Below are 16,587 nucleotides of genomic sequence, written 5' to 3'. Positions count from 1 at the left end.
CGGAGAAGAATCGTCGTTCGGGAGATCGCATGTCGTCACGGTGGGGAAGGTTCGTCCGTGGCTGGATCACGGCGTCTTTCGCCGTGTTCGTCGCGGCCTTCTCCCACGTCGTGGCCGGTGGCGCGGCGCCGGCGCCGGTGAGTATCTCCCTCGCCCTGGCGTTTTCTGGCATGGTCTGCGTCGCGTTGGCGGGAAAGACCCTCTCCCTGCTGCGGTCTTCAGCCTCCGTGGCCGTCAGCCAGATCGCCCTCCATGCATTGTTCGGACTTGGCAGCGGCGCCACGTCACCGATCCTGACCGGTTCCGGCCATCACGGTCCCGTGTCGATCTCACCGGGAACCGCGGCCGCCGTCGACTCCATGGGGATGTCCGTGGCCGGGACGTCGGGTACCGACGCCTGGATGTGGGCCGCCCACGGTGTTGCCGCAGTCCTCACGATCGTTGCCCTGCACCGCGGCGAGAGAGCGTTCTGGTTCCTCGTCGATCTCGCGGCTTCGGGCCTCGCCGTCGTGCTTCGCGGTACCCGCGACCTCGTGCCGGTTTTCGTTCATGCCGTGCCGGCTCCCCTGGTCGCGGCCGATGCGTTTGTGCCGTCTCCGTTAGCGGTCTTGCGGTCATGCCTGACCCGTCGTGGTCCGCCGGTCATTCGAATCGTCTTCTGACCTTTCTGACCTTTCTGACCTTTCTGGGCTTCTGGCCTTCTTTCGGAGCGCCCCGGTGCCCGCGCCGCGGCAGCTCCGACCCCGCATGACGGTTTGCGAGCCGCTCGCAACGCTGACCCCGGAGGCTAATCCATGTCCGACCCGAAACGATCCCGCTGGGCCGGCGGCGCCCTCGCGGCTGTCGCCCTCGCACTTGCTGTCGTCGTGACTTCCACGGTGCCGGCGAGCGCCCATGACCAGATCTCGTCGACGACCCCCGAAGACAAACAGCAGGTCATGGAGGCGCCGACAGAGGTGAGCCTGCGTTTTACAGAGGACGTGCTGAGCATCGGCGCAATCGTCCTCGTCGTCGACAGCCGCGGCACGGACTGGGCAGACGGAACAGCGCGGCTCGACGGAGCTGAGGCTACCCAGGCCCTCAAGCCTGGACTGCCCGACGGCGCCTACCAGGTGCGCTGGCGGGTCGTCTCGGTCGACGGGCACCCGATCTCCGGGGTCTTCGCCTTCTCGGTCGGGGTGCTCGCGCCGACGGCTTCCGCCCCGCCAGTGTCGCGATCGACATCGCCATCGATGCCGGCCAACGCCGACGCCACCGCCGAGGTTCGCGCGGCTGCGGCCACCGCTCCCGACGGTGGAATCCCGATCGTAGTCGTGGGCGTCAGCGGCGCCCTGATCGGGATCGTGCTCTTCGCGCTCGTCTCGCTTCTGGTCCGGAAGCGGGCGCGTCGTCGCCGAACCTGAGTCTCAGCAGGCTCGGCACCACCGCGCCCGCGCCCGCACACCGCCACGAACATCACCACGCAACCCAGGAGTACTCCCCATGAACAAGACCACCACCACCACCATCACCGGTCGACTTGCCGTTGGCGCCGTCGTCCTGATCCTCGCCCTCACCGGCTGCGCTGGCGCCGGCAGTGCCGCGGCCCCGGCCTCGACGCCGGCCGAGGCCGTGGCCGCAGACGCACTGAATGTCACGGATGCCTGGGTGAAGGCCGCCGATACGGGCATGTCCGCCGCCTTCGGCATTCTCGAAAACTCAGGCACGACCGTCGTGACCGTCGTGTCAGCCGAATCCCCGGCGGCGGGCATGCTGGAGTTGCACGAGACCGTCGTCAACGACGCGGGGGACATGGTGATGCAGAAAAAGCAGACCGGTTTCGTCGTGCCGGCCGGCGGCTCCCTCACGCTCGCCCCCGGCGGCAATCACATCATGTTCATGGCGTTGACGGGGCCGATCAACGCCGGTGACGAGATTACCGTCACGTTGACCCTCTCCGACGGCTCCGCGTCTGAGTTCACCGCAGCGGCCAAGGACTTCTCCGGCGCCAACGAAACGTACACGGGCGAGATGAACATGGACACGGAGTAATGACCGCCGGCCAGCAGCCCCCGACGGCACGCGGCCTCAGCAGGCGGCACCTCCTTCTGGGCGGTGCCGCCGCCGGCATCGGCGCGGCCGGTGCCATCGGTATCGACCTCGCCGGAAGGGCTGGCGCGACATCCTTGTCGCCAGCCGTCGATGTGCCCCTCAACGGCACGCAAATCGTGCCCTTCTACGGCATCCACCAGGCGGGCATCGAAACGACGCCCCAGGGCCACGCCACTCTGGTCGCGCTGAACCTGCGCGCCGACGTCGACCGGGAAGCGCTCAGACGGATGATGCGCATCCTGACCGATGACGCGGCTCGCCTCACCCGGGGCGAGGGGGCACTGGCCGACTCCGAGCCCGAACTGGCGGTCACCCCCGCGCGCCTCACCATCACGTTCGGCTTCGGGCCGGGCCTGGTGTCACGCGCCGGAGGGCAGGCGCCCGGCTGGCTTCGGCCCCTGCCCGCCTTTGGCATCGACCGGCTCGACCCGGCCTGGACCGGCGGCGATCTCCTGCTCCAGGTTGCTGCCGACGACCCGGTGACAATCGCGCACGCAACCCGGATGCTCCTCAAGGACCTCCGGTCCTTTGCCACCGTCCATTGGGTGCAGACGGGGTTCCGGCGGGCCCCGGGATCCGAAAAGCCGGGAACGACCATGCGCAACCTGTTCGGCCAGGTCGACGGCACCGTGAATGCGGGCCCCGGTACCCACGACTTCGAGCAACTGGTCTGGGCGACCGGCGAGAACCCCGGGTGGCTGACCGGCGGCACGGGCTTCGTGCTCCGCCGGGTCAGCATGGACCTCGACAAATGGGACCAGCTCGACCGCTCCGGTCGCGAATCGGCTGTCGGGCGCACGCTCGCCAACGGGGCGCCACTGACCGGCACGAACGAACGAGACGAACCGGATTTCGCGGCCACGACGCCGCTTGGCTTCCCGGTCATCCCCGAGTACTCGCACCTGCGGCGTGCCCGGTCAGAGAACCCAGCGGAGCGAATTGTGCGGCGTGGCTACAACTACGACGACGTGCGTGTCGGGGAGGGCATCTCCAATTCCGGGCTGCTCTTCGTCTCGTTCCAGGCCGATGTGGACCGGCAATTCGTTCCCATCCAGCAGCGCCTCGACACCCTCGACCTGCTCAACGAGTGGATCACTCCGATCGGCTCCGCCGTGTTCGCCATCCCGCCGGGATGCTCCCCGGGCGGTTACATCGGTGACACTCTCTTCTAGCGTGCCCCGTGGGGTTCAGCGAGGCCTGCCGCCGTCGACTGGTTGGCTCCGGACGCGACGATGCCCCGGTTGCGGCGGCAACCGGGGCATCGTCGGGGTGGTGCGGAGCGGACGGGTGCCTAGTCCTTGTCGTCCTTGTCGTCGTGCTGGTCATCACCGTGCGGGTCAGCGGATGCCGCGTTGTGCAGCTCCCACGTCACATTATCGCCGTGCTGCTGGGTCCAGAACGTGCGCCAGTCGCCGGTCATCATCTGCGGGACCTGGGCGCCGAGGATTCCGGCGGCCGTCGGGTCACCGTTGGAGACGTGGATACCCGTGATCTCGTTGTCGCCGTCGTTGTAGCCGGGGCTCGTGGTGTGGTCGTAGGTCGCGGAGGCGTCCCGGCCCTCGGCCAGCCAGCGCACAGCCTCCGGCCCCTTCTTGCTCTTCTTGGAGATGTCGAGCTCGTAGCCGGAGTCGAGCGCGTCACGCTGGGCGTGGAGCGAATCGCCGGCATCCTCAGTCACCAGTAGCTTGTTCTCGCCGGCGAACTGGATGTTGTCCAGGCCCGTGTGCTCCAGGTCGCCGAGGAACGCGGGGGACAGCGTGCCGGTCTGCGCCGTCGGTGACGACTGGCTGAGCTTGAACACCGCGCCAAACGCACCGGGGAGAGTGCTGTCCTTGTTCGTGTCGCCGGTCTCGGTGAAGTAGAACTCACCGAAATCGGTGCCCGGGCGGAAGACGCCGTTCTCGGGCCGTTTGAACGGGGTGGCGCCCGCGGCGGCAGCGGCGGCGGCCGAACTGTTGTCGGCGCCAGGGGTGACCGTGACCCACTTCGTGTCGAACGACGCACCATAGCTGTGCAGGTCGGTGATGAACGGGTCAGACGGGTTGTCGGCAAGCTGCTTCGCGGTGACCGCGGTGCCGTCGGTCCTGCTCACCTGCAGCGCCTGGAGCGTTCCGGTGGACAGGTCGCCCGCCTCCGTGGGAGTGAAGCGGTAGACGTAGCTGTTGGGCACCTTGCCGCCGGACACCTTGGCGCCGCCGATGTCCTCAACCAGCCACACGTTACCGGCCGAGTCGTTCTGGATACCCTCGTAGCCACCGGAGCCCAGCGCCGGAAGCGGGGTGATCTTGCCGTCGACCGGGTCTCCCTGGTCGTCCAGGGTGACACCGAAGACGCCGCCCTTCGGGGCCGAAGCCTCTGCGGTCAGGAGCAGCTGGTGGGTGAACGGATCCCAGGTGATGCCGTCGAAGGTGGGAACCTCGGCGCCGTCGGACCGGGCAGCCGCAATGAGCGTCACCCTCTTGGCCGGGTCCTTCTCGTCGAGGTTGATGCGCGTGACGTATCCCTGCGGCCCGCCCTCGTGCCCCTGGAACAGGTAGTGCTTGCCGCCGAAAACGAGGTAGACGTTCTTGTCAGGCTCGGTCTTGAACGCCTCTTTCGGGTCCTGCGTCAGCGGACCGCCATTGGACGTGTTGTAGCCGTAGTGCGAGATTCCGCCGTTCGGATTGGAGAGCGGCAACTGGCCCCACGCCACTGGGCTCTGCTCGAGGCCGGCGGCGAGAACGTTGCCCTGGATGCCGAATGCCGAGTTCGCGGCGACGCCGCCTGTGGCGGCGTCGGGCGTCGCGGCGGCGGGAAGCGAGGCTCCGGCCAGCGCGGCCAGGCTGAGTCCCAGGCCTACGGCCGTGGTCACACCGATTTTTGTGTACTTCATTGTGCCCTCCTCGGGGCGAGCCGGTGCCCAACCCCGCAGACCACACAAGTCGCCGAAGCTGTCCGGCAGGTAACGACGGCCTGAACGCTGGCTGCCGATGCGCGGAACAACGCCATCCACCACCCAGAAATCTGCCGAGATAACACTTCTTTACCATAATGAAGAAAATCGTTGACTTCGTAAATTTATTCAATATAGTTGTGCCTAGTTATCAAACCTAGTGCCAATGCTGTAGGCGGCGATTCCATCACGCACGCCTCCACGACCCCGTACTGAACGTCAACCGCTACGAAGAGACATGCGTAGCACCCCGGGTTGGCGCCCGCCCCGCCCCTGGGGTCCCCTTCCCTCCAGTGGCTGTCCCGACACCCGATAGGCGCTCGCCGACGTGACCCCGTCACGGCGGCGAATGCCAGCACCCTCATGCGCCAATAGTCGCGTCAAAGAAGGAAACACACATGCTCAGCACTGCAGTCAAACACGAGGCCCACACACGATCTCGGCTTTCTCCGGATGTTCGCCGAGGTCTCCTTAGCCTGGGAAAACCTGGGTCTTCCCCTTTTACGTCGCCGTGCTCTCCCTTCTCAGCATCATCTTCTATCTGCTCGCCCGCCGCTCCAACGGCTTGTTCGTTGGAAAGTAAGGACACTCCATGACTACTCTCGACCTGCGCACCAACACCGCCGACCTCACGGCACCCGTCATCTCCCGCTCCGACATCCTCGTGGTGGGCGGCGGCCCGGCCGGCGTCGCCGCGGCCGTCACCGCCGCGCGAAGCGGCGCCAGCGTCACCCTGCTGGAGCGATACTCCGCGCTCGGAGGCCTCGCCTCCGGCGGGATGGTCCTGGTGCTCGATGACATGATCAACGGCCCGGAGATGACCGTCACCGGGATTGTCAGCGAGTACGTCGACCGGCTCGAAAGCATCGGACTGGCCGTGGTTCCGCCGGAAGAGGATCGCCACGCTGCCACCGAAACCTGGAACAAGTGGGGCCGCTTCGGCCTCTTCGACTTCCACTCGCACAGCAACCCTAAGCCGATCTGCTACGCGGCCGCATTCGACCCGGACGGCTGGAAGCGCGTCTCCAACGACCTCGTGCGCGAGGCCGGCGTGAACCTGCGCCTGCACTCCTGGTTCTCCCGGCCGATCGTCGACAACGGCGTCATGAAGGGCGTCATCTGCGAGACCAAGTCGGGCCCGCAGGCGTTCATGGCCGACGTCGTCATCGACACCACCGGCGACATCGACGTCGCCTCCCGGGCCGGCGCGAGCTACGCCCACGACAGCTACATGACCACCCTCGTCTTCCGCCTCGGCGGCGTCGACACCGTCGCCGCCGAACAGTATGAGCAGGACCACCCCAAGGAAGCTCGCGCCATCAACCGTCAGGTGAAGCGCCTGCTCGGCGGAGCGTGGGAGCTGTGGTGGTTGAAGACGCCCATCCCCGGCGTGGTCTGGTGCAACGCCCCGCACATGACCGGATTCGACGGTGTTGATCCGGAAGACATGACGAAGGCCGAGTTCGCCGCGCGGGACCGCATCACCGCGGCGGTCGACTTCGTCAAGGCCAACCTGCCCGGCTTCGAGAACACCTACATCGTCGACGTCGCCCAGCAGATGGGCGTGCGCCAGACCAGGCTCCTCGAGGGCGAATACGTCATGACCAAGGAAGACGTCACCTCCAGGCGCCACTTCGCCGACTCTGTGGCCCGCGGCCGCGACTACTACTACCCCTACCGGTCCCTTCTGCCCAAGGAGGTCGACCAGCTGCTCGTTGCCGGACGGCACTACTCCGCCACCCCGGAGGCGCAGAAGATGTCCCGCGAGATCCCGCCGTGCATGGCCATGGGACAGGCCGTCGGCGCGGCCGCCGCGCTCGCCGTGGACCAGGGCGTGCTCGTACGCGACGTGCCGGTCGCCGACATCCAGCGCGAAATGCACAAGCACGGTGCCGACCCGGGAGACGTGCCGTCCGCCAACGCCACCATCGACTCGGAAGCGCTGGCCCAGGTATGACCGCCCCCGCTCCGATGCCGCTTTCCGGCGTCACCATCGTCGACTTCACCCAGGTGTACATGGGGCCCAGCTGTACCCAGCTGCTCGGTGACTACGGCGCCGACATCATCAAGATCGAACGACCGGGCCTGGGAGACATCTCCCGCAACTCCTTCCCGGATAAGGACGGTCAGGACAACCCGATCTTCCTCGCAATCAACCGCAACAAGCGCAGCCTCTCCATCGACACCCGTAAGGAGGAGGGTCGCGAGGTTCTGCACCAGCTCCTGGTCGACGCCGACGTCGTCGTCAGCAACTTCCGCGCCGGCGTGATGGAGCGCATGGGTTTCGGCTACGAGGAGCTGAAGAAGATCAACCCCGGCATCATCTGGGCCTCCGGCACCGGGTTCGGCACGGAGGGCCCCTACTCGCACAAGGGCGGCCAGGACGTCATCGCCCAGGCCTACTCGGGTGTGATGTGGCGCCGGGAATCCGCGGACTCCCCGCTCTCCGTCTACCCGACCACGCTGTGTGACTACACGACCGGCATGCACCTGATGCAGGGCATCCTGCTGGCGCTGCGCACCCGCGACGAATCCGGTGTCGGCCAAAAAGTCGAGGTCACCATGTACGACTCCATGCTGCACATGCAGATGCAGGAGGCGTGCATGCAGCTCAACCGTGGTTACGAGGTCAACTGGGGAGCCATGCCGCTCAGCGGCGTCTATGCCACGACGGATGGCGCCATCACCATGGTCGGCGGCTTCACCCCCGACCCGCTGCAGCACATCTCCGCGGCCCTCGAACTCGACGAGGACCTCAGCCTGCGGCCCGAATTCGCCACGCTCGAGCAGCAGTTCGAACACAAGCCCGTTCTCCAGGGCATCTTCCGCGACAAGATTGCCACCAACACCACCGCGTACTGGGTCGAGCGACTGGAGAACGAAGGCCTGCTCAACGCACCGGTACACACGCTGGAGCAGGCGCTGGCCGATGAGCAGACCACGGCGAACAAGATGATCGTCGAGGTCGAGCACCCGTCGGTGGGAACGGTGCGCATGCTCAACGCCCCCATTCGGCTGTCGGCGACGCCGCCGACAATCCGCAGAAGCGCCCCGCGTCTCGGGGAACACAACGTGGAAGTGCTGCAGGAAAACGGATACGACGAGGCGGCCATAGCGCGGCTGCAGGAGCTGGGCGTGCTGCGATGAGCGCGGCGCTGCCGAGCGACGGCGTCGTGCTGGAGATCGACAACCACGTTGCCACCGTGACCATCAACCGCCCGCAGGTGATGAACGCCGTCGACGAGACCACGACGGCCCGGCTCAACGAGATCTGGGACCAGATCGAGAACGACCGCGACATTCGCGTCGTCGTGCTGACCGGCGCCGGGGACCGCGCCTTCTGCGTCGGCGCCGACATGTCCGCCGCGGCGGTGGACAAGACCGGCCTGCAGTACTGGGCCGACCTCGATCCCAACGGCTTCGGCGGCCTCAGCCTGCGCACCACGCTGGATATCCCCGTCATCGCCCGCGTCAACGGCTATGCACTCGGCGGCGGCATGGAAATGGTGCTCGGCACCGACATCGTCGTGGCGGCCGAGTCCGCCCAGTTCGGCCTGACCGAACCGCGTGTGGGACGACTCGCCCTCGACGGCGGAATCAGCCAGCTCGTGCGCAAGATTCCCTACACCCAGGCCATGGGGCTGCTCCTCACCGGGCGCAAGGCACCGGCCTCCGAAATGGCAACCCTGGGCCTCGTCAACGAGGTGGTTCCCGCCGCCGAACTGGACGAAGCCGTTGACCGCTGGGTGCAGCAGATCCTCTCCTGCGCCCCGACCTCCGTGCGAGCGGTCAAGCAGATGGTGACCCGCACCACGCACCTCTCCGCCCACGACGCCCGCCGGGTTCGGCTGCCCGCCCTGATGGATTCCCTCGACAGCAGCGACTCCGCCGAAGGCGTCCTGGCCTTCCAAGAGAAGCGTCGACCCGTTTGGCCCGGAAAATGACCGGGCAGCAGAGCATGCCCGCGCGCCGGACCTTCACGCCCGGCGTCTGGGGCGTGCTCGCGACGCCCTTCCAGGGCAGCACCTTCGACGTTGACGTCGACAGTCTCGCCATGTTGGCCGAGCACTATGAGGCGATCGGCGCGACCGGACTGACCGTACTCGGAGTCTTCGGTGAAGCCGCAGCGCTGTCCGCCCCGGAGCGCGAGCTGGTTCTCGAAATTGTGACCGAGACCACGACCCTCCCGCTCGTCGTCGGCATCTCCGCCCTGGCCACACAGCCGGCGATCGAGGAGATTCGAGCAGCGCAGGCCGCCGCTGGCGACCGGATCGCCGCCGTGATGGTGCAGGCCAATTCCCCGAACCCCCGCGTCGTGACCCACCACCTGCAGGCCATCCATGAGGCGACGGGCGCGTTCATCGTACTGCAGGACTACCCCATGGCCAGCGGAGTGGCCATTCCGACGCCGGCCCTGATCTCGGTGGTCTCAGCCTGTGCGTTCGTCATTGCGGTCAAGGCAGAGGCGCCGCCGACACCGGTGGCCATTGCCGCCCTCACCGCGGCCCTCGACGTGCCCGTCTTCGGCGGTTTGGGCGGCCAGGGACTGCTCGACGAGCTGGTGTCCGGTGCCGCCGGCGCGATGACGGGATTCTCCTACCCCGAGGCTCTCATCGCCTGCGTGAACGCGTGGACGAGCTCGGGGTACGAGGCGGCGCGCGACGCGCTCCTGCCCGTGCTGCCGTTGATCAACTTCGAGCAGCAGGCCAGGATCGCCCTTGCCCTGCGCAAGGAATGCTTCCGCCAGCGCGGCCTGATCAAGGAATCCGGAGCGCGGCCCCCCGCCGCGGATTACCCGGAGAGCCTGCGCGACGCGATGCTCATTCACCTGCGCGAAGCCGCCGCAGCCTACCCAGGGAGGAACTGATGGATCTCAAACTGCAGGGAAAGACGGCACTCGTTGCCGCGTCCACCGGGGGCCTCGGCCTCGCCGTGGCCACCGCACTGGCCGAGGAGGGCGCCAATGTCGTCATCACCGGTCGGCGGGCGGACCGCGCCAGGGAGGTCGCAGACGCGTTACCGAGCGCCATCGGCATTGCGGCCGACCTCAACACCGACGAGGGCATCGACCTGGCGGTCGACGGCGCCGTCGCGGCCTTCGGTCCCATCGACATTCTCGTGCTCAACGGCCCCGGACCCAAACCCGGGGCCGCTGCAGCGCTGAGCAGTGACGACATCGCCGCGAGCTTTGACCTGCTTGTCAAGCCTCAGCACGCGCTGATCAGCCGGGTGTTGCCCGGCATGCGATCCCGGCGTTGGGGGCGCATCCTCGCGCTCGGTTCGAGCGGAATCGTCGCGCCGCTGCCCAACCTGGCCGTCTCCAACATCGGCCGGGCGGCACTCGCCGGCTACCTCAAGACCCTGGCTGCCGAAGTCGCCCTCGACGCCGTGACGGTCAACCTGCTCCTGCCCGGCAGGATCGACACCGACCGGGTCGGCGAACTCGATCACGCCGCGGCCAAACGGCGCGGTACGACCGTTGAAGCGATCCAGCAGGAATCGCGCACCAGCATTCCCGCCCGCCGCTACGGCGAACCGGCGGAGTTCGGCGCCTCGGCAGCCTTCCTGTGCAGTGGACCGGCCTCGTACATTACCGGAGTGGCCCTGCGCTGCGACGGCGGCCTCGTTCGCAGCCTCTAGACATCGACCCCAACGAAGGAATCCCCATGAGTAACGCAGCAATTGCACAGAACCTGATCAACGGCGAATGGCTCGGCGGAGCCGACGTCGAGAGAATGAACCCGGCGCGCCCCGGCCAGGTCGCGGTCGTCTCTCCGACCGCGAACCTCGAGGCCCTCGACCAGGCCATCGCGGCCGCCGAGTCGGCGCAAGCCGAGTGGGCCGCCATGCCGATGCCCGCCCGCGGTGCCATCCTGATCACCGCCGGTACGCTGCTACAGGAACGCAAGCGCGCCATTGCCGAAGACCTCGTGCGTGAAGAGGGCAAGACGATCGCCGAGGCCATGGGCGAGGTCACTCGCGCCATCGACGTGATGCGCTTCTTCGGATCGCTCGGCTGGGCCCCGACGGGGGAGGTCCTGCCGAGCGGGCTCCCGAACACCTCGATCTACACGCGCCGGGAGCCCATCGGCGTCGTCGGGTTGATCACACCGTGGAACTTCCCCATCGCCATTCCCGCGTGGAAGACCGCCCCGGCGCTGATCAGCGGCAACGCCGTCATCCTCAAGCCCGCCGAAATGACACCGATGTCGGCCACCCACCTCGCCAAGGCACTGGCCGATGCCGGGCTGCCGGCCGGCGTGCTCAACATCGTGCACGGCAAGGGACGCATCATCGGCTCCGCCCTCGCACACGACCCCCGTGTCGCCGGGCTCTCGTTCACCGGTTCCACGGCCGTCGGCCTGGGTCTGCATCAGGTGATGAGTGAGCGCCGCGCCCGCGTGCAGCTCGAAATGGGGGGCAAGAACGGCGTTCTCGTGCTCGACGATGCCGACCCCCGCAAGGCCGCCCAGGTGGTCGCGGCTGGCGGCTTCGGCCTCACCGGGCAGGCGTGCACGGCGACGTCGCGCGTGTACGTCACCCCGGGCATCCGCTCCGCATTCCTTGAAGAACTTGTGGCGCAGGCCGGTTCCTATGCGCCCGGCGACGGCCTTGACGCGGCGACGAAGATGGGCGTCGTGGTCAGCGACAACCAGCTGGAGCAGAACGAGGGCGCCGTGCGCGACGCGCTCGGCCGCGGCGCGACCGCCCTGCACGGCGCACCCGCCGACAACGGCCTGCACTTCGCCCCGACGGTGCTCACCGATATCGCGCATGACGATCCCGCCGTGCGCGACGAGATCTTCGGCCCGGTCATCGCTGCCCTCGAGGTGCCGGACTACGAGTCCGGGCTCACTGCCATCAACGACTCGCGCTACGGCCTCACCGCCGGAATCTGTACCGACAGCCTCGCCCGCTCCACCGATTTCGCCCAGCGTGCCCAGGCCGGCGTCATCAAGGTCAATCGTCCGACGGCGGGTCTTGACCTCAATGTGCCGTTCGGCGGCGTCAAGGACTCCTCCACGAACACGTTCCGGGAACAGGGTCGCACCGCGCTGGACTTCTTCACCTGGGGCAAGACCGTCTACACCGGGGTGTGATCCCCGGCCATGACATTCGTCATCGCCCAGCCCTGCGTGGACGTCAAGGACAAGGCCTGCATCGAGGCCTGCCCCGTGGACTGCATCTACGAGGGCGAGCGGTCGCTGTATATCCACCCGGATGAGTGCGTCGACTGCGGGGCCTGCGATCCGGTCTGCCCTGTGGAGGCCATCTTCTACGTCGACGACGTACCCGATGAATGGGCAGAGTACACGCGAGCCAACGTCGAATTCTTCAGCGAACTGGGCTCACCCCTGGGCGCCGTCTCGCTGGGGAACACCGGCCGGGATCATCCGTTCATTGCAGCGCTCACACCGCAGAATCAGGGAGCACCGGTGTGATCGACGCCCTCGGGTGGGTGGGTTCTGCCCTCATCCTTGTCGCGGGAGGTGGTGATGGAAGCAAGGTGACGATTCAATAAAGTCTTTTACCATAATGAATATTTCTCTTGACAAGGTGAATATCTTGAATATTGTTGTACTCACTCTCCAATCGACAGGATGTACCAATGACCGACACCAAGACGGGGGTCCCCTCAGCTGCGCTGAATGGACTGCTGGCAACGGTCGGAACTCTGGTGCACTCCCTGCGGAAGGAGAAAGGAATGACTCTGGCGCAGTTGGCCGAGACCGCCGGGCTGAGCCCGGCGATCGTGAGTCAGATCGAACGTGGCAAGGCCAACCCAGCGTTTATCACGCTGGCGCAGCTGGCCCACGGCCTCGAAATTCCTGTGGGTCGGTTCTTCCTCGGCCACGACGAACCAGCATCACCCGTCGTGCGCAGAACGGATCGGCGCAATCTGCAAGGTGTCACCCGGGAGTCCGTGGGAGAAGCAGCCCATGAACTGCTGACCCCGGATCACAATGGCCTCCTTGAGGCGCAGTGGATTGTGAGCCCCCCGGGGCACAACACGAGTGAGACTCCTTTCCGCCACCGCGGGGAAGAGTTCGGCATCGTCCTTTCCGGAAAGATCGACATCTATCTTGACGGAGAACGTCACATCCTGGAGGCGGGCGATTCGATCACCTATGCCTCCACCGTGCCGCATTGGTACATCAACCGCTACGAAGAGTCATGCGTAGCAGTCTGGGTGAGCACCCCTCCCGCTCGGTGAGGCCCCTTCCACCCAGGCTCTTCCCAACATTCCGATCGATTGCCTCGCTGCGGCGTACGTGCCGCGTCGATTTTCGGTCCCGAAAAGTTTTATGAGGAGCTTCATGCCTAATTTTCGTCGACCCAACACGCATCGCCAGGGTCTGTCTCGCCGCTTCGTTGCCGCCGCTGTTGCAGCGGCTTCCCTCTCGCTTGTGCTCGCCTCGTGCAGCTCAGCACTCCCATCGACGGACGCTGCCGCCGTCGATTCAGGTGCGGAACTGACGCCCCTGTCATTGCAACTGGGGTGGCTAATTGATGACGGAATCGCCGGCGAGGCTGTTGCTCTCTCGAAGGGCTGGTACGAGGACGCCGGCATCGACCTTGAGATCAAGGCCGGCGGTCCCAGCCTTGACGGTGTTGCGCTGGTGTCCAGCGGTGCCAGCGACATCGGACAGTTGTCGTCCAGCCCGAGTTTGATGCTGGCACGTTCGCAGGGCATCCCGGTGCAAGCATTTGCTGCGGGACTCCAGAAGCACCCGTACACCTTCTTTTCCCTCGAGGACAACGCCGTCACCGAGCCACGCGACCTGATCGGCAAGACCGTTGGTGTCCAGGCAACCGGCCAGGTGCTCCTCCAGGCAGTGCTGGCCGCCAACGACATCGATCCGTCCGACGTGACCGTGCAGGTTGTTGGATCCGAGATCACACCCCTCACGACCGGCGCCGTCGACGTTTGGACGGGCTGGGCGACAACGGCCTCTATCGCACGCACCCTCGGCGAAGTCGACAAGGACTACTTCGAAATGGCGCTGTGGGATGCCGGCGTGCAGCTGTATCCCCGGGTGTACTACGCGACCGAGTCGACTCTGGCCGACAAGCCCGAAACTCTTGCGACGTATCTCGAAGTCACCTCGCGCGGATGGGAGTACGCCTACGCCAATCTGGATGAGGCCGCCGCCGCGGTGGCCGCGCTCGCGCCAGGACTCGACACGGAGATCATCGCCGAAGGTATCACCATCGCCCACGCCTATGAGGCTGACGGTTCGGGCACTCGAGTGAATTGGGGGACCATGGACCCCGACGTCTGGGCCAACCAACTCGATACGTGGGAATCCCTCGGCCTGTTCCCGAACGCTGTTCCTGCGCTCGACGATGTCATCAACACCACCATCCTGGACGATACCAAGACCACCCGAGTGAAAATCAGTGACGAACTATGACCGCCGCAACGGCAACGGCAACGGCAGCGGCAACGGCAACGGCAGCGGCAGCGGCAATCGATGAGCTGCGGGTGAGCGACGTCACGGTGACCTTTGACACCAACCGCGCCACGATCACCGCAATCGCCGGGCTGAGCGCCGTCTTCCCGGCAGGAAGCTTCACGTCGCTGCTCGGGCCGTCAGGCTGCGGAAAGTCCACACTGCTCCGGGTGATCTCCGACCTCGTACAGCCGACGAAGGGAACAGTCAACCTCTTTGGCCAGAGCCCGCATGAAGCCCGCACCACACGCAAAATCGGATTTGTCTTCCAGGACGCGACCCTGTTGCCCTGGCGAAATGTCTTAGACAACATTCTTCTGCCGCTCCAGGTGGGTGGAGGCGCCAGCATCACCGACCACGCCGACCCGCACGAACTCTTGAAGCTCGTGGGACTGGAAGGACGGGAGATGGCGTTTCCGCACGAATTGTCCGGTGGTATGCGCCAGCGCGTCGCCATCGCGCGAGCCCTGATCTGCAAGCCGAAGATCCTGCTCATGGACGAGCCGTTCGGGGCGCTGGATGAGATCACCCGCGATCACTTGAACGGCGAACTGCTGCGGATCTGGCAGACCACCGGGACCACGATTGTGTTTGTCACCCACTCGATCGCCGAAGCCGCGTTCTTGTCTGAGCAAGTCATCCTCCTGGCGGCAAATCCGGGACGCGTGCAGGAGATCGTGACGATCGATCTCCCGCAGCCGCGCGAGCTGAGCGTTCGAGATTCCATGGAATTTACGAACGTGGCCGCACATCTGCGGCGCGTTCTGGAGGTCTGCTAATGGCCACCATCAGCCCCGTCGCCACGCGACGACCGGCAGGACCGGCACCGAGCCGAAAACGTCGCCACGGAGGCCACCGATTCGTACCCATCGCGGGGATCGTTGTCCTGGTTATCGTCGCCCAGATAGTCACTACGGCGTTTTCGATCCCCGTCTACATCTTCCCGGCACCCACCGACGTGTTCGGCGCGCTGATAAGTAATTATCCGCTTGTGCTGACTCACATGTGGCCGACGATCTTTGAAGCCGTGATGGGCTTCCTCCTGGGCAACTCCGTTGCAATTCTGCTGGCCGTGACCTTCATGTACTGGCGGTCGGCCGAACGCATGGTGATGCCGATGGCGATCATTGCGCACACCATCCCGGTTGTGGCCATCGCCCCGGTGCTCGTGATCATGATGGGAAGCGGATACACGTCGAAGATCGCCGTTGCAGCGTTGGTCTGTTTCTTTCCGACTCTCGTGAACATGGTCAAAGGACTGCGATCAGCGGACCGCCAGTCCATCGAACTCATGCAGGTGCTCTCGGCGAGCAAGACCGAAACGCTCACCAATATTCGCGCCTATGCGTGCCTGCCATTCCTGTTTTCCGCACTCAAGATCGCGGCCGGCAGTGCCTTTATCGGTGCGATCATCGCCGAATGGATCGGCTCTCAACAGGGGCTGGGCTACCTCATCATCCAAACCACCTACAGTTACGACACGCCTCTGCTCTACGTCGTCATGCTCGCCGCGTCCATCCTGTCGATCTCTCTCTTCTCGATTGTGGCCACCGCCGAACGCCTCATCGTGCGCTGGAAACCAGCGGAAGACAGCTAGAAGGCCGGCCCGCTATGAATACTGTTCTTGACCCACTCGACATCGACCTCTACCGGGCCGCATCCCGAATGCTGCTCGCGTCTCACCACGCTGACAATCATCGGGTTGCATCCGCGATCCGCGGCGCATCGGGGACGATCTACCTCGGGTTGCACCTGGGGTCGAAGCGAGTGAATATCTGTGCAGAATCGTCTGCCATAGCCAACGCCCGCATGGCCGGTGAGACCCACCTCAGCAACGCGGTTGCGGTATGCATGAACGCGAACACAGGCATTCCGCAGGTCGTCAATCCCTGCGGTGTGTGCCGGGAACTATTCAGTACGTACGGTCCGGACATGTCCGTTCTGGTGGATGCTCAGGGCACAATAGCAAAAGTCACGATGGCAGAGTTGTTGCCGCTCCCGTGGATGCGAGCCAACGAAACCGACTGGGTGGTGCCGCAACCCACAGCCACGACAGCGTAGGCCGGCGGAGGTGGTGACGGAAGGAGAACGACGATGCACTAAATTATT

General features: G+C 65.7%; 17 protein-coding genes. 16 read left to right on the top strand and 1 reads right to left on the bottom strand.

What is annotated here, in order from left to right; translation table 11 throughout:
* Window positions 1-29 precede the first annotated feature (29 nt).
* The 4 genes from EDD25_RS07520 (at window position 30) to EDD25_RS07505 (ending at window position 3,263) form a co-directional block, all read left to right on the top strand.
* Window positions 30-662: a hypothetical protein gene (locus tag EDD25_RS07520; RefSeq protein WP_134172735.1), complete on the top strand. Its 633-nt coding sequence runs from the start codon at window positions 30-32 to the stop codon at window positions 660-662.
* 132 nt (window positions 663-794) lie between these two features.
* Window positions 795-1,403, top strand: a complete 609-nt coding sequence (locus EDD25_RS07515) for a copper resistance CopC family protein (RefSeq protein WP_134172734.1) — start codon at window positions 795-797, stop codon at window positions 1,401-1,403.
* A gap of 79 nt (window positions 1,404-1,482) precedes the next feature.
* Window positions 1,483-2,031, top strand: coding sequence for a copper chaperone PCu(A)C (locus EDD25_RS07510; RefSeq protein WP_134172733.1), 549 nt, complete (start codon window positions 1,483-1,485; stop codon window positions 2,029-2,031).
* Window positions 2,031-3,263 carry a Dyp-type peroxidase gene (locus EDD25_RS07505; RefSeq protein ID WP_134172732.1) on the top strand — a complete coding sequence of 411 codons (1,233 nt, stop codon included), beginning with the start codon at window positions 2,031-2,033 and terminating at the stop codon, window positions 3,261-3,263. The genes EDD25_RS07510 and EDD25_RS07505 overlap by 1 nt, the downstream gene beginning before the upstream one ends.
* A gap of 119 nt (window positions 3,264-3,382) precedes the next feature.
* On the opposite strand, the gene EDD25_RS07500 is transcribed toward EDD25_RS07505, so the two are convergent.
* Window positions 3,383-4,963, bottom strand: coding sequence for an alkaline phosphatase PhoX (locus EDD25_RS07500; protein WP_134172731.1), 1,581 nt, complete (start codon window positions 4,961-4,963; stop codon window positions 3,383-3,385).
* A gap of 652 nt (window positions 4,964-5,615) precedes the next feature.
* Here EDD25_RS07500 and EDD25_RS07495 point away from each other — a divergent pair.
* The 12 genes from EDD25_RS07495 to EDD25_RS07440 all read left to right on the top strand — a co-directional run bounded on the left by EDD25_RS07495 (window position 5,616) and on the right by EDD25_RS07440 (window position 16,539).
* On the top strand, window positions 5,616-6,980 hold the full coding sequence (locus tag EDD25_RS07495; RefSeq protein WP_134172730.1) for an FAD-dependent oxidoreductase: 1,365 nt from the start codon (window positions 5,616-5,618) through the stop codon (window positions 6,978-6,980).
* A complete protein-coding gene (locus EDD25_RS07490) occupies window positions 6,977-8,170 on the top strand; it encodes a CaiB/BaiF CoA transferase family protein (RefSeq protein WP_134172729.1) in 1,194 nt (397 codons plus the stop codon). Before EDD25_RS07495 ends, EDD25_RS07490 begins: the two co-directional genes overlap by 4 nt.
* Window positions 8,167-8,967 (top strand): enoyl-CoA hydratase-related protein, encoded by an 801-nt coding sequence (locus tag EDD25_RS07485; RefSeq protein WP_134172728.1) that lies wholly within the window; start codon window positions 8,167-8,169, stop codon window positions 8,965-8,967. Before EDD25_RS07490 ends, EDD25_RS07485 begins: the two co-directional genes overlap by 4 nt.
* Window positions 8,964-9,890: a dihydrodipicolinate synthase family protein gene (locus tag EDD25_RS07480; RefSeq protein ID WP_134172727.1), complete on the top strand. Its 927-nt coding sequence runs from the start codon at window positions 8,964-8,966 to the stop codon at window positions 9,888-9,890. The genes EDD25_RS07485 and EDD25_RS07480 overlap by 4 nt, the downstream gene beginning before the upstream one ends.
* Window positions 9,890-10,663, top strand: coding sequence for an SDR family oxidoreductase (locus tag EDD25_RS07475; RefSeq protein WP_134172726.1), 774 nt, complete (start codon window positions 9,890-9,892; stop codon window positions 10,661-10,663). Before EDD25_RS07480 ends, EDD25_RS07475 begins: the two co-directional genes overlap by 1 nt.
* Window positions 10,664-10,689: 26 nt before the next feature.
* Window positions 10,690-12,123 carry an aldehyde dehydrogenase family protein gene (locus EDD25_RS07470; RefSeq protein ID WP_134172725.1) on the top strand — a complete coding sequence of 478 codons (1,434 nt, stop codon included), beginning with the start codon at window positions 10,690-10,692 and terminating at the stop codon, window positions 12,121-12,123.
* Between the two features lie 9 nt (window positions 12,124-12,132).
* A complete protein-coding gene (fdxA, locus tag EDD25_RS07465; RefSeq protein WP_134172724.1) occupies window positions 12,133-12,465 on the top strand; it encodes a ferredoxin in 333 nt (110 codons plus the stop codon).
* 167 nt (window positions 12,466-12,632) lie between these two features.
* Window positions 12,633-13,238 (top strand): helix-turn-helix domain-containing protein, encoded by a 606-nt coding sequence (locus tag EDD25_RS07460; RefSeq protein ID WP_134172723.1) that lies wholly within the window; start codon window positions 12,633-12,635, stop codon window positions 13,236-13,238.
* Between the two features lie 103 nt (window positions 13,239-13,341).
* On the top strand, window positions 13,342-14,439 hold the full coding sequence (locus EDD25_RS07455; RefSeq protein WP_166671231.1) for an ABC transporter substrate-binding protein: 1,098 nt from the start codon (window positions 13,342-13,344) through the stop codon (window positions 14,437-14,439).
* The gene (locus tag EDD25_RS07450) at window positions 14,436-15,257 is read left to right on the top strand and encodes an ABC transporter ATP-binding protein (protein WP_134172721.1); all 822 of its coding nucleotides are present in this window, start codon (window positions 14,436-14,438) and stop codon (window positions 15,255-15,257) included. Before EDD25_RS07455 ends, EDD25_RS07450 begins: the two co-directional genes overlap by 4 nt.
* Complete coding sequence (locus tag EDD25_RS07445) at window positions 15,257-16,075, top strand: ABC transporter permease (protein WP_134172720.1); 819 nt, start codon at window positions 15,257-15,259, stop codon at window positions 16,073-16,075. Before EDD25_RS07450 ends, EDD25_RS07445 begins: the two co-directional genes overlap by 1 nt.
* Window positions 16,076-16,089: 14 nt before the next feature.
* Window positions 16,090-16,539, top strand: a complete 450-nt coding sequence (locus EDD25_RS07440; RefSeq protein ID WP_134172719.1) for a cytidine/deoxycytidylate deaminase family protein — start codon at window positions 16,090-16,092, stop codon at window positions 16,537-16,539.
* Window positions 16,540-16,587 lie beyond the last annotated feature (48 nt).

The organism is Cryobacterium psychrophilum (genome assembly GCF_004365915.1).
In the GTDB taxonomy this organism is placed as follows: Bacteria; Actinomycetota; Actinomycetes; order Actinomycetales; family Microbacteriaceae; genus Cryobacterium; species Cryobacterium psychrophilum.
This window is presented reverse-complemented; position numbering and strand designations above follow the sequence as displayed.